This window comes from Streptomyces sp. P9-A2, assembly GCF_036634175.1.
Taxonomy (GTDB): domain Bacteria; phylum Actinomycetota; class Actinomycetes; order Streptomycetales; family Streptomycetaceae; genus Streptomyces; species Streptomyces pratens.
The window spans coordinates 929,135-941,538 of the sequence record NZ_JAZIFX010000001.1 but is presented as its reverse complement, the minus strand read 5'-3'; the positions used below and the strand labels follow the sequence as shown (position 1 = coordinate 941,538).

Annotated in this window: 10 protein-coding genes; 5 read left to right on the top strand and 5 right to left on the bottom strand. The window is 73.7% G+C overall.

Annotated elements, in window-relative coordinates; all coding sequences use genetic code 11:
* Positions 1 to 22: 22 nt before the first annotated feature.
* A complete protein-coding gene (locus tag V4Y04_RS04200) occupies positions 23 to 421 on the bottom strand; it encodes a luciferase domain-containing protein (protein WP_332425949.1) in 399 nt (132 codons plus the stop codon).
* Between the two features lie 95 nt (positions 422 to 516).
* On the opposite strand from V4Y04_RS04200, the gene V4Y04_RS04195 reads away from it, so the two are divergent.
* The 3 genes from V4Y04_RS04195 (at position 517) to V4Y04_RS04185 (ending at position 2,717) form a co-directional block, all read left to right on the top strand.
* Entirely contained in the window at positions 517 to 882 is a 366-nt protein-coding gene (locus V4Y04_RS04195) for a DUF4180 domain-containing protein (RefSeq protein ID WP_332425948.1), read from the top strand.
* Positions 883 to 1,011: 129 nt separating this feature from the next.
* Positions 1,012 to 1,596, top strand: coding sequence for a TerD family protein (locus V4Y04_RS04190; protein ID WP_332425947.1), 585 nt, complete (start codon positions 1,012 to 1,014; stop codon positions 1,594 to 1,596).
* Positions 1,597 to 1,643: 47 nt separating this feature from the next.
* On the top strand, positions 1,644 to 2,717 hold the full coding sequence (locus tag V4Y04_RS04185) for a hypothetical protein (RefSeq protein ID WP_332425946.1): 1,074 nt from the start codon (positions 1,644 to 1,646) through the stop codon (positions 2,715 to 2,717).
* Between the two features lie 134 nt (positions 2,718 to 2,851).
* Here V4Y04_RS04185 and V4Y04_RS04180 read toward each other — a convergent pair whose 3' ends face one another.
* Both V4Y04_RS04180 and xylB read right to left on the bottom strand, forming a co-directional pair.
* Positions 2,852 to 4,090 (bottom strand): ROK family transcriptional regulator, encoded by a 1,239-nt coding sequence (locus V4Y04_RS04180; protein WP_332425945.1) that lies wholly within the window; start codon positions 4,088 to 4,090, stop codon positions 2,852 to 2,854.
* A 97-nt stretch (positions 4,091 to 4,187) separates the two neighbouring features.
* On the bottom strand, positions 4,188 to 5,633 hold the full coding sequence (xylB, locus tag V4Y04_RS04175) for a xylulokinase (RefSeq protein WP_332425944.1): 1,446 nt from the start codon (positions 5,631 to 5,633) through the stop codon (positions 4,188 to 4,190).
* A 115-nt stretch (positions 5,634 to 5,748) separates the two neighbouring features.
* Between xylB and xylA the strand changes: the two genes are divergently transcribed.
* Together xylA and V4Y04_RS04165 are read left to right on the top strand one after the other, a co-directional pair.
* The gene (xylA, locus tag V4Y04_RS04170; RefSeq protein WP_055598213.1) at positions 5,749 to 6,915 is read left to right on the top strand and encodes a xylose isomerase; all 1,167 of its coding nucleotides are present in this window, start codon (positions 5,749 to 5,751) and stop codon (positions 6,913 to 6,915) included.
* Between the two features lie 464 nt (positions 6,916 to 7,379).
* On the top strand, positions 7,380 to 7,718 hold the full coding sequence (locus tag V4Y04_RS04165; RefSeq protein ID WP_332425943.1) for a hypothetical protein: 339 nt from the start codon (positions 7,380 to 7,382) through the stop codon (positions 7,716 to 7,718).
* 53 nt (positions 7,719 to 7,771) lie between these two features.
* On the opposite strand, the gene V4Y04_RS04160 is transcribed toward V4Y04_RS04165, so the two are convergent.
* Entirely contained in the window at positions 7,772 to 9,223 is a 1,452-nt protein-coding gene (locus V4Y04_RS04160) for an SWF or SNF family helicase (RefSeq protein WP_443079947.1), read from the bottom strand.
* Positions 9,220 to 12,141, bottom strand: a complete 2,922-nt coding sequence (locus V4Y04_RS04155) for a DEAD/DEAH box helicase (protein WP_332432704.1) — start codon at positions 12,139 to 12,141, stop codon at positions 9,220 to 9,222. The genes V4Y04_RS04160 and V4Y04_RS04155 overlap by 4 nt, the downstream gene beginning before the upstream one ends.
* Between the last annotated feature and the right edge of the window lie 263 nt (positions 12,142 to 12,404).

The following is a 12,404-nucleotide window of genomic DNA, read 5'->3' as shown; positions in this document are numbered from 1 at the left end:
CGGCCAAGGGGCGGGCGTTTTCTCAGCGTTCGGTCACCAGGTCACGCGGCAGCACCGTGACCCGGTGGAAATTGCACCCGGGGGCCGTCGGCGCGGGGGAGGGGAGCGGGGCGGCCTGGTGGGCCTTGAGGGCCACGCTCACCAGGGTCAGCAGCAGGTCGATGTCGGTGGCGCAGTCCAGATGCACCGTCACCCAGTTCGACCCCGGGACCAGCTGGATCGCGGTCGAGGCGCTCAGGTCGTAGCGGAAGCGCTGGATGGCGCGGCGGGTCAGATGGAGGTCGACGTCCCGTCCCGTGTGGAAGTGGACGACCTCGGCCCGGGCGAAACGGAGAGCCTGCCCGGTACCGCACCCCGCCTTGCAGGCGGTGAGATCGGGCCAGGCCCGAAGTCGCTCCATGGCTTGCTGCGCCGGTGTCATGACCTCATAGTGACCTGCTCACCGTGCGGCAACCAGTGGTTGGGCGTTTCTTAATCGATCAGTGAGCGATGTGCTCGCTCATATACGATCACATCGTGACAGCCGGTCACCTCGCGACCGTGCACGGAGTCTCCGTTCTCCTGTGCGGCAGGGACGGATCGAAACTGAGTGGCGGCCGGACCGCCCTCGATCTGATCGGTGACGCCCTGGGGTGTCAGGCCGACATGGCGGCCGTCCCGGTCGAGCGGGTGGCGGACGACTTCTTCGTCCTGCGCTCGGGCGTGGCCGGTGAGGTCGCGCAGAAGTTCGTCAACTACCGCGTCCGCCTGGCGATCATCGGCGACATCGCCTCCCACGTGGCCGGCAGCGACGCCCTCCGCGACTTCGTGCGCGAGGCGAACCGGGGCAAGCGACTCTGGTTCGTCCCCGACCGTGCGGAACTCGAGGCGCGGCCGGCCTGAGAGTGCCGGCAGAGGCCCTGCCGGCGGGAGGCCACGTCCCTCCCTTCCTGGGGCCGGTCGCAGGCGGCGGACAGGGCATCGGGCACACTTTGAGTGTCGTAGTCCGTCTTGATGAAGGATGACCCACTCATGATCACGCTTACGAAGGAAGACGGCCCGGCAGACCTGGACGGAGTGACCCACCTGTCCATCGGGGCCTCCTGGGACCCGACCGCCGGCAGCAGCGGCGGGGTGCTGGGCAAGATGCGCCGCAAGACCGGCACGGACCTCGACCTGATCGCCATCGCCATGCAGGGCGGGGACCCGGTACGCCTCGCGGGTCTCGACTCGCTCGACCCGCTGGGCAACGGCTCGCTGATCCACAGCGGAGACAACCAGACGGGACACGGCGACGGGGACGACGAGACGGTGACCGTCGAGTTCGCCCGGGTCCCGTCCAACATCACGTCGATCGTGTTCGTCGCCGCCGCCTACAAGAAGGGCAGCGCCTTCCAGAAGGCGCGCAACATCAGTTTCAAGGTCTACGACGCCACCGGGGGCAGCACCCAGCAGGTCGCCGACATCTGGCCGAGCATGCTCACCCAGGACAACTGCTGCGCCGTGGCCAAGGCGATCCGGGTCGGTGGCGCGTGGAAGCTCGAGGTGATCAATGTGACGGGCAAGGTCAAGCAGGGTGACGAGCACGCCCTGATGCGGTTCGCTGTCAGCAAGTAGTGAGAGCGGGCCGGCCGAGCGGACTGCGTGGATAGGGGGGCGGGGCCGTGGTGAGCCAGGTGCTCTACGGCGAGCGGTCGAGGAATCCGCTGGCACGGACCGTGGAACTGACCGGGGACCGGCTGCGCAGGGGCGGCAGGATCACGCCGTTGAGCGAGCTGAACCTCGGCGCCATGGCCGAGGCGTTCCACCGCGGATTCTGGCTCGGAGGCGGCGGGACGGAACGCCCCTTGGGGTGGCTCCCGGACGGAGCCGGGGTCGTGCCGGTGACCCGTGTCACCGGCACGACCACGCCGTTGAAGGTGCGACAGGCCGCGGGGTTCGCCCACGCCCTGGGGGAACTGGCGGTCCGGTGGTGCGGCGGGCCCGGTCAGGTGGCCATGCTGGGGGCCCGGGCTCGTGCCGAGGGCGTGCCGCTGTGGATCGCGCGGCGGTTCGCGCAAGGCCCCGCCGGGCCGGTCACCGTCACCGTGGACCGGCGACTGGTGCGCGTGGACGTGTGGGGGCCGGGCGCTTCCGTGGTGCGGATCAGGGCGCCGCGCGGTTTCCATCCCGACAGCCCCGAACCCGGCAAGGGCCTGCGGCTGACCGTCGGCGACGTCGCCGCGGAACTGGTTCTCCGGAAGAAACTGCGCAAGTCCAAGAGTTCCGTGGAAGTACGACTGCCCGACCGGCACTGGGTGCTGTCGAGGAGGGACGCGGAGAGTTCGTGGCTGCTGCGCGACGAACGGCGTGTCGCCCTCCTGGCGCAGCCCTCGCGTTGGCCGGAACAGGACACGGTACTGCTGCCGTTGGCCCCCGTGTGGTACGAGAGCCCCGACCCGCTGGACGCCGTCATGGCGCAGGTCTTCGCCGTCGCCTTCGGGCTCGGGGACACGACCGGCTCGGCCCGGTTCAGGTCGGAGCGCGGCCCGGTGGACGGATACGAGCCGGACGGCGCCGATGACGCGTCGTGGGGCCGTCCCTGGTTCAGCAACCTCGGCAGGGGGAGGGACGACAACGAGCCCGGCGGCGGCGACGGCTGGGGCTCGGACGGAGGCGACGGCGGGAGCGGCGACGGTGGTGGCGGTGGTGACGGAGGCGGTGGTGACGGAGGCGGTGGCGGAGGCGGCGGGGATTAGCCGCGAGGCCACCGGCGGCATCGACGTTCCCCTTGCCCGCCCCGGCGGCAGCAACCGGCAACCACGCCCCACCGGCAACGGGCAACCGCGCCCCGCGGCAGACCGAACGGCCGGTGACGGCCGGACAGTTCGGCTCAAGCCTGTTCGGCGACGGACGCGGGGTCGTCCAGGATTCCCCGGATCACCGAGTGGGCCGCGCCCAGCAGGGGGCCCTGGGGGCCCAGGGCGGACACCGAGACGGGGCAGGCCGGGCCCGCCGTGCGCCGGGCCAGTTCCGAGCGGAGCGACGGCAGCAGCCAGGGGGCGAGCCCGGACAGGGCGCCGCCCAGGACGACGCCCTCGGGGTCCAGGAGATTGACCGCCCCGGTCAGCGCGATGCCCAGCGCCGTTCCCGCGTCGTGCAGGGCACGTCGTACGGCGGGGTCGCCCTGCGCGGCGCGGCCCGCGAGCAGGCCCACGCGGTCCTCGCCGGGCTCCAGGCCGGCGGCGCGCAGCACGGCCTCCTCGCCGGCGTACTGCTCCAGGCAGCCGCGGCCGCCGCACGCGCACTCAGGGCCGTCGGGCCGGACCGGCACATGGCCCAGCTCGCCCGCGAAGCCCCGGTTTCCGAGCAGCAGTCGCCCCTCCACGACCACCGCGGCGCCGATGCCGATCTCGGCCGAGACGTGGAGGAAGTCGCGCGGGGTGCCCTCGCCGAGCCAGAGCTCGGCCAGCGCGCCGCAGTTGGCCTCGTTGACCACGGTCAGCGGGAACCGCGCCGGGAGCAGGGCGCCGAGGTCGGTGTCGTGCCAGCCCAGGTTCGGCGCGCGGACGACAGTCCGGGCGTCGCGTGCCACCAGGCCCGGTACGGCCACGGTCAGCCCGGCCGGCCACAGACCCTCGTCCTCGATCGTGCCGACGACCCGGAGCAGCAGCGCGGCGAGCTCCTCGCTCACGGCCGCGGGGGAGCGGCCGCGGTTCGGGACGTGGCGCACGGCCCGGGTCCGGATCTCTCCGCGCAGGTCGACCGCGCAGACCGCGAGGTGGTCGACGCCGACCTCGGCGCCGATCCCGGCCGGACCGCGCCCGCTGACGGCGAGTGCCGAGCCGGGCCGGCCCACGCGTCCGGGCCGCTCGGGGCCCAGTTCCTCCAGCAGGCCCGAGCGGACCAGCTCGTCCACCAGGGTGGACACCGCCGCCCTGGTCAGGCCGATGCGGGAGGCGACGGCGGCCCGGGACAGTGGCCCCTCGGCGCTGACGGTGTGCATCACCCGCGAGAGATTGCGGCGGCGCATGCCCTGCTGGGTGTCGGGCAGCGCGCGCCGCTGCGGGCCGGCCGAGGGCAGCGTCCGCCCCGGGCCGGCCGGGCGGGCCTCGTGCAGCGGTGCGCTCATGCCTCCGTCAGTCCTTGGTCGGGGCCGGGTCGTTCTCGGTCGGTCCTGAATCGGTCGTGAACCGGTTCTGAACCGGCCCTGAATCGGTTCTCGGCCGTCAGGCGGTGTCCGTGCCGCGTTCCAGGAGCGGGGCCGCGTCGGAGAGTACCCCGGTGATCCTGGCCAGCGTCTCCTCGTCCCGCTCCACCGCCTCCAGCACCGGCCCCGCGGCCGTGTCCCAGCGGCGGGCGACCGCGGCCGGGTCCTCGCCGGTGAGCAGACCGGCCGCCTGCGCCGCCGCCCCCAGCGCGACCAGCTCCCGCGCCTTGGGCACCTGCACGGGCCGTCCCGACAGCCGCCGTACGGTCTGCTGCCAGGCCGTGCCCCGCGCGCCGCCGCCGATCAGCAGCAGGGGAGCCGAGGGGTCCGCGTCCTCGTCGACCACGCGGTCCAGCGCGCCCAGCAGCGAGTGCACGGCACCGTCGTAGGCGGCCTGGAGCAGCTGGCCACCGGTCGTGTTGTGGCGCAGCCCGTGCAGCAGACCGGACGCGTTGGGAAGGTTCGGGGTGCGCTCGCCGTCCAGGAAGGGCAGGAGCGTGACGCCGGCGCCCGGCTCGACGGCCTCGCGGTCCAGGCCCAGCAGTGTCGCGACCCGGTCCACGGCGAGCGTGCAGTTGAGCGTGCAGGCGAGCGGCAGCCAGTCACCGCACGCGTCGGCGAAGCCCGCCACGATGCCGGTCGGGTCGGCGGGCCGCCTCCGTGACACCGCGTACACCGTGCCCGAGGTGCCGAGGCTCATCACCGGCGTGCCGGGCCGTACCCCCAGGCCGAGCGCGGCGGCCGCGTTGTCCCCGGTGCCGCACGCCACCAGGGTGCCCTTGGAGAACGGCAGGCCATGGTCCTCGCGCACGGTCCCGGCCACTTCGCCGGGGCGCACGACACGGGGGAGCAGCGCCGGGTCCAGCCCCACGTGCGCGAGGATCTCCTCGTCGTACGCCTCGGTCCCGGAGGCCCACCAGCCGGTGCCGGAGGCGTCGCCGCGGTCGGTCGTGCCCTGCCCGGTGAGCCGCTCGGTCAGATAGTCGTGGGGGAGGCGGACGGCCTTGGTGGCACGGACCGCCTCCGGCTCGTGCTCCGCCAGCCAGGCCCACTTGGTGACCGTGAAGGACGCGGCCGGCACGCTTCCGGTGCGCTCGGCCCAGAACTTCGCGCCGCCCAGTTCCTCGGTCAGCCGGTGGGCCTGGGGCGCGGAGCGCACATCGTTCCACAGCAGCGCCGGGCGTACCGGCTCGCCGTGGGCGTCCAGGGCGACCAGCCCGTGCTGCTGGCCGCCGATCGACACCGCGGCGGCCTCGTGTGCCGCCTGACCGCATTGGCGCAGGGCCTCTGTCAGGGCGTCCCACCACTGACGGGGATCGCTCTCCCGGCCCGCTCCCGAGGTCACCTTGTGGGGTGCCTGGCCGCTCGCCACGACCCGCCCGGTGGCCGCGTCGACGACCAGCGCCTTGGTGGACTGGGTGGACGTGTCCACGCCGACGACGAGCGGACCCTCGGCTGCTGACATCGATTTCTCCCTCTAAGTACGACCCGGCGGGCTGACCATCTTCCCAGAGATGATGCTGCATACTAATTTGTAAACCGCCATGACGAAATAGCCTCAGCGAACAAGGAGCCGCAGCATGAACTACCAGCCCACCCCCGAGGACAGGTTCACCTTCGGCCTGTGGACCGTCGGCTGGCAGGGACGGGACCCGTTCGGTGACGCCACCCGACGCGCCCTCGACCCGGTCGAGTCGGTGCAGCGCCTGTCCGAGCTGGGCGCCCACGGCGTCACCTTCCACGACGACGACCTGATCCCGTTCGGCTCGAGCGACAGCGAGCGCGAGGGACACATCAAGCGGTTCCGCCAGGCGCTGGACTCCACCGGCATGAAGGTGCCGATGGCGACGACCAACCTGTTCACCCATCCGGTGTTCAAGGACGGCGCCTTCACCGCCAACGACCGGGACGTGCGCCGCTACGCGCTGCGCAAGACCGTTCGCAACATCGACCTCGCGGTCGAGCTCGGCGCCGAGGTGTACGTGGCCTGGGGCGGCCGTGAGGGCGCCGAGTCCGGTGCCGCCAAGGACGTACGGGTCGCCCTGGACCGGATGAAGGAGGCCTTCGACCTGCTCGGCGAGTACGTCACCTCCCAGGGCTACGACATCCGCTTCGCCATCGAGCCCAAGCCGAACGAGCCGCGCGGCGACATCCTGCTGCCGACCGTCGGCCACGCCCTGGCGTTCATCGAGCGCCTGGAGCGGCCCGAGCTGTACGGCGTCAACCCCGAGGTCGGCCACGAGCAGATGGCCGGGCTGAACTTCCCGCACGGCATCGCGCAGGCGCTGTGGGCCGGCAAGCTGTTCCACATCGACCTCAACGGCCAGTCCGGCATCAAGTACGACCAGGACCTCCGGTTCGGCGCCGGTGACCTGCGCGCCGCGTTCTGGCTGGTGGACCTGCTGGAGTCGGCCGGCTACAGCGGCCCGAAGCACTTCGACTTCAAGCCGCCGCGGACCGAGGACCTCGACGGTGTGTGGGCCTCGGCGGCCGGCTGCATGCGCAACTACCTCATCCTCAAGGACCGCGCGGCTGCCTTCCGTTCCGACCCGGAGGTGCAGGAGGCGCTGCGCGCGGCCCGTCTGGACCAGCTGGCCGAGCCCACGGCGGCCGACGGACTCCAGGCCCTGCTCGGCGACCGGTCCGCCTTCGAGGACTTCGACGCCGACACCGCCGCCGCGCGCGGGATGGGCTTCGAGCACCTCGACCAGCTGGCGATGGATCACCTGCTGGGCGCCCGGGGCTGAGTTCCCCCGGCTCCGGGGGCCCGGGAGACCTGCCGGAGTCTGCTGCGGGCGTGGGAGAGGGGGTGCGGGCGCGGCCGGCGCGGTACTTTCGCGCGTCGGCCGCGCCTCATCGCGCGCAGGCGTCCGGCATCGCGCGCAGGCGTCCGGCCCACCGCGCGGAGACCGCCCGACGCTGATTTCCGGCCCCCGGCCCGGAATCCGGCGTCCCTCTCCGTGGCGAATTCCGCGCGGGAGGCTCGCGCGAGGATGCGTCCGAGGCGACCATGGCCGGTATGGCCACGCCACCGGTACCGCCCCAGCCGCCCGGTCCGCCGGGTGACACGCCGCCCCCGGGCGGCGGCTTCGGACCTCCCTCGTACGGTGGCGCACCGCCGCCACAGGAACCACCTCCGCCACCGGGCCCGCCCGACGACGGGGCAGGCCCGGGACGTGGTTCCGGCGGGCGCCGCAATCTCCTGCTCATCGTGCTCGCCGCGATCGTGGCCGTGGCGGCCGTCACCGTCATCGTGCTGATGGCGTCGGGGGGCGACGACTCGCCGGGCGACCGGCCCACAGGAAGCCGGACCGACGGCTCGCCGGAGCCGTCCTCGGGCATCCCGTCCGAACTCCCCAGTGACCTGGAGAGCCTGCTGCCGTCCGGCTTCCCCACCGAACTGCCGTCGGACTTCCCGAGTGAGCTGCCCAGTGATCTGGAGAGCCTGCTGCCGACCGAGCTGCCGAACCTGCCGAGCGGCGTGCCCAGCAACCTGCCGAGTGGCCTCGAGTCGCTCCCACCGTCCCTGGACGAGGCCGCGCTGCGCTGAACCGAGCGGAACGCGTGGCGTGCGAGGGCCGGCACGAAGCTGCTCCAGGAGGGCTACGTCCCGGAGGGCCGCCCCGCCGCCGCGTCCGGCTTCGGCTCCGCGCGGGCCTCCGTTCGCGCTTCCGAGTCCGCTGCGGCCAGGGCCGTCGCAGGGTCCTGGTCGGCGCCTCCGGCCGGGACCCAACGGCCGCGCTCCTTGCGGTACGGCCACCAGCGGCCGTCGCGTCCCAGGCGCAGCTGGATCCGCCCGCCGTCGAGGGTCCAGCGGTTGGCTCGGGCCCGGAACACCGGCCGCTCGGCCTCCTCGTTCTCGGCCCAGGCCGACTCGAGGGCGGCACGTGCGCGTGCGAGGGCCTCGGCGTCCACCGTCCACTCCTCGTCGAGCACGGCCAGTGCCGCCGCACCGCCCTGGCGCCAGGCCCGTACCGCCACCGCCAGGCCTTCCCGGCCACGGCCCGAACCGTCGGCGAGCCGAGCCGCCACGGAGTGCGGGGGCTCACCGGCGGCCAGCCGCACCGCGTCCCGCGCCACCGTTGGTTCCGGCGCAGCCGGGTGCCGCTCGTGCCCGTCGTGGAGCGCCTCCGCCAGCAGACGGTGGGCCTGCACGGCGGTCCGCGCGGCGAGAAACTCCAGGGCGGACGGGTCGACTCCGGCAACCGGCGGCTCGTCCGTGTCCAGAGACGGTGGCACCCCCGGCTCCGCGGGGAGCGGGGGGACGCCGGGCAGCGCCGGCCGGATGCCGCCCGCCGCGAACGCCTCGGCCGCGTCCACACCCTCCGGCCGCGGCCGCTGCCCGGAAGCGGCCGGCGGCCCGCCACACGACTGGAGCGCGTCCAGCAGGACGCGCTCACCGCGTCCCCGCACCAGGAGCAGGACGAACGGGTCATGGTCCAGAAGCCGGGCCACCTGGTAACAGAGCGCCGCCGTGTGACCGCAGTGGTCCCACGCTCCGCAGTCGCACTCCGGCTCCAGATCGCCCAGCTCCGGCAGCAGTGCGACCCCGGCCAGCTCCGCGTCCTCCACCAGATGCGGCGGCATCTCCCGGTCGAGCAGCGCCGCCACATGCCCGGCCCGCTCGACGGCCATGTCCAGGAAACGGTCCCACTGCTCGTCGGACAGTTCCTGCAACAGCACGTCCGCGCGGTGCGCCGTGCGGTCACGGTCCTGCACGACGGCCGTGATCCGCCCCGGCCGTACGGACACGGCACCGACCGCTCCCGCGCGGGCGAGCCGGCGGCCCGCCTTGAGCTGCTGGGCGTCCAGCGCCGTACCCTCCAGCGCCGTCAGCCAGACCCGGCCCCACCAGGTCTGCGCGAAACCACGTCCCCGCGCGGGAGGCAGCGCGGCGAACGTCCGCTCCGCGCCGGCCCCGCCGCCGCTCCCCTGCGGGTGGTCCCCCTGGGGGCCGGTTCCGTCCGGGCCGGCCCCGCCCATCGGAGCTCCCTCCGACTCGTACCGGTCGTCGGTGTCTTCCACTTCAGCTCCGTCACCGTTGTACCGGGTCATCGCGGTCCCCCTCGCAGTGCCACCAGATCCGCCAGTTCCGCGTCCGTCAGCTCCGTGAGCGCCGTCTCGCCGGAGCCGAGCACCGCGTCCGCCAGCTCGCGCTTGCGGATCAGCAGTTCGGCGATACGATCCTCGATCGTGCCCTCGGCGATCAGCCGGTGCACCTGCACCGGCCGGGTCTGGCCGATGCGGTACGCGCGGTCCGTGGCCTGCGCCTCCACGGCGGGGTTCCACCAGCGGTCGTAGTGCACGACATGCTCGGCGCGGGTGAGGTTCAGCCCGGTGCCCGCAGCCTTGAGTGACAGCAGGAAGACGGGGACCTCGCCGTCCTGGAAGCGCCGCACCATCGCCTCGCGTTCGGCGACCGGTGTCCCGCCGTGCAGGAACTGCGACGGCACACCCCGCGCGGCGAGGTGCCGCTCCAGCAGCCGCGCCATCTGCACGTACTGCGTGAAGACCAGCACGCAGGCCTGCTCGGCGAGCACGGTGTCGAGGAGTTCGTCGAGCAGTTCGAGCTTCCCGGACCGCCCCGCGATCGCCGGTCGCTCCTCCTTGAGGAACTGCGCCGGATGGTTGCAGATCTGCTTCAGCCCGGTCAGCAGCTTCACGATCATTCCCCGCCGCGCCATGCCGTCGGTCCCGGAGACGCCGGAAGCGCCGGAGATCTCGGCCAGGGCCTCGCGGACCACGGCCTCGTACAGCGCCGTCTGCTCCTGCGTGAGTGACACCGCGTGGTCGGTCTCCGTCTTCGGCGGCAGCTCGGGCGCGATTCCCGGGTCCGACTTGCGGCGGCGCAGCAGGAACGGCCGTACCAGCCGGGCCAGCCGCTCCGCCGCGGCAGGGTCCGTCCCACCCTCCACGGCATCCGCGTACCGCCTGCGGAAGGTGCCGAGCCGGCCCAGCAGCCCGGGCGTCGTCCAGTCGAGGATGGCCCACAGCTCCGAGAGGTTGTTCTCCACCGGCGTGCCGGTGAGCGCCACGCGCGCGCGTGCGTCGATGGACCGCAACTGCCGGGCCGTCGCCGCGTACGGATTCTTCACGTGCTGTGCCTCGTCGGCGACGACCATCCCCCAGGGCACCTCGGCGAGCCGGGGAGCGTCCAGGCGCATGGTGCCGTACGTGGTGAGCACGAACTCGCCGTCGGCCACACCGTCCAGTGAGCGGCGCGCACCGTGGAAGCGGCGCACCTCGGTGCCCGGCGCGAACCGTTCGATCTCCCGCTGCCAGTTGCCCATCAGGGAGGTCGGGCAGACCACGAGGGTGGGCCCGGCGGACGCGGGGTCGGACTGCCGGTGCAGATGCAGGGCGATCAGGGTGATCGTCTTGCCGAGGCCCATGTCGTCGGCGAGACAGCAGCCCAGGCCCACGGACGTCATGTGGGCCAGCCAGTTCAGCCCGCGCCGCTGGTAGTCCCGCAGCGTGGCGGCGAGGGCCGCGGGCTGCGGGACGGGCTCCTGGGACTCGGGCTCCGCGAGCCGGTCCCGCAGGGTCGCCAGCCGGCCGGTGGGGCGCACCTCGAACCGGCGGCCGTCCACCTCCACCGAGCCGGTCAGGGCCGCGCCGAGCGCGTCGACGGGCGTGACCTCGTGGTCCCGGCGCGCACGGGCACGGAGCACCTCCTGGGGATCGATCAGCACCCACTGGTCGCGCAGCCGCACGACGGGGCGTTTGGTCTCCGCGAGCCGGTCCAGCTCCGCGCGGGTGAGCGTCCGGTCGCCCAGGGCGAACGACCAGTCGAAGGCGAGCAGCGCGTCGGCCGACAGGAAGGACGGTCGCTGAGAGGTGCCCTTGAAGCCTGCCCGGCCGGGTGGCCGCTCCTCGTCGGCGGGACCGATCTCCGCGCGGGTGGTCAGTTCGCGGATCAGCTCCTTGGGCCAGTGCACGTCGACGCCCGCGGCCGCGAGCGCCCGCGCGCCCTCCCCGAGGAGCTCGGTGATCTCCTCGTCGGCGAGTTCGACCGCGTCGGGCACGGTCGCCGACAGCAGGGGTGCGAGCGGGGCCCAGGCGCGGGCGGCCCGGCGCAGCGCGAGCAGCGTGTCCATCCGGGCCCGCGGCCCGAAGCCGCCATCCGGGCCGGCTGAGCCGACCGGGCCGGCTGAGCCGACCGGGCCGTCCTGGCCTTCCGCGGCCCCGGCCCACACATCGGTGGCGTCCGCGACGAGCGAGGGATCGCTCACGCCGTGCACCTGGAGCACGGCCCGGAACGTGACGTCGGCGCCGTCGTCGATGGGGTGGAGGGCGGGACCGGCGTGGTCCGTGGCACCATGCGTCGCCTGCTTCTTCGGCGCGGCCCAGGTCTCCGGCGCGTCGGTGAGGCCGTGCACTTCGATGCGCAGCGACAGACGTACGCCCGCGTCGTGACCCGCGGCCACGTCGGCGGCCCAGTCACGCAGTTCGGGCAGGTGCTGCGGCTCGGGCACGGCGAAGGCGGGGGAACCGGTCACCAGAGGCGCGGCGGGGGAGCGGGGCAGGGCGTCGGCGACCGCGTCGAGGAAGGCGCGCAGCAGCCGTTCGGGGTCGGGCAGCCGCAGGGGCCCGGTGCCGTCCAGCGGCTGGGCGTGCGCCTCGGGCGGCATCGCGGCGGCGAGCCGGCGCACGGCCTCGATGTCCTCCGCGTCCAGCGGGCCCGTGCGCCAGGCGTCGTGACCGGCCGGGGACAGTCCCGGCAGGAGCAGCCCGCGCGCCACCAGACGCAGTGCGTGCACGGCGGCGGTACCCCAGAAGACGGCGGCCGGGTGCCCGGCACCGTCGGCCCGTGCGCGCGTGAGGACGGGCAGGGCGGCACGCACCGGCAGCAGCACCGCGGGGACGCTCACCGCCTCCACCCCCTCGCCGCCGGGCACGACGACGGTCAGCTCCTCGACCTGCGCCGTGTTCACGGCAGGGGGAGCCGACCCGTCGGGCCGCCAGAAGGCCATGCGGCCGGTGCGGGCGGGGTCGCCGGGGACGAACACGGCGGAGCAGCGGGCCAGGTCGGTGTACTGGGTGGGGGAGGGGAACGCGGGAGTCGTCTGCGCAGCGCTCACGGAATCCTTGATTCATCAAACTTGACTAGTGGGGTAGGAGTCGCCGAGAGTACAGCACGGCCGCGGTCGGCCGGGTATGCCTGAGATGTGAACTGGGACACCATGGACACGCGGTCGTGCTCCGTCCCGAAGGGCCGGCGAGCCGACGATTCGGG

What these genes read in the sequence shown, in the direction of transcription:
- xylB (WP_332425944.1), bottom strand. Translation starts at nt 5,633, where the DNA reads ATGTCAGCAGCCGAGGGTCCGCTCGTCGTCGGCGTGGACACGTCCACC.
- V4Y04_RS04180 (WP_332425945.1), bottom strand. Translation starts at nt 4,090, where the DNA reads ATGAGCGCACCGCTGCACGAGGCCCGCCCGGCCGGCCCGGGGCGGACG.
- xylA (WP_055598213.1), top strand. Translation starts at nt 5,749, where the DNA reads ATGAACTACCAGCCCACCCCCGAGGACAGGTTCACCTTCGGCCTGTGG.
- V4Y04_RS04190 (WP_332425947.1), top strand. Translation starts at nt 1,012, where the DNA reads ATGATCACGCTTACGAAGGAAGACGGCCCGGCAGACCTGGACGGAGTG.
- V4Y04_RS04200 (WP_332425949.1), bottom strand. Translation starts at nt 421, where the DNA reads ATGACACCGGCGCAGCAAGCCATGGAGCGACTTCGGGCCTGGCCCGAT.
- V4Y04_RS04155 (WP_332432704.1), bottom strand. Translation starts at nt 12,141, where the DNA reads ATGGCCTTCTGGCGGCCCGACGGGTCGGCTCCCCCTGCCGTGAACACG.
- V4Y04_RS04160 (WP_443079947.1), bottom strand. Translation starts at nt 9,223, where the DNA reads ATGACCCGGTACAACGGTGACGGAGCTGAAGTGGAAGACACCGACGAC.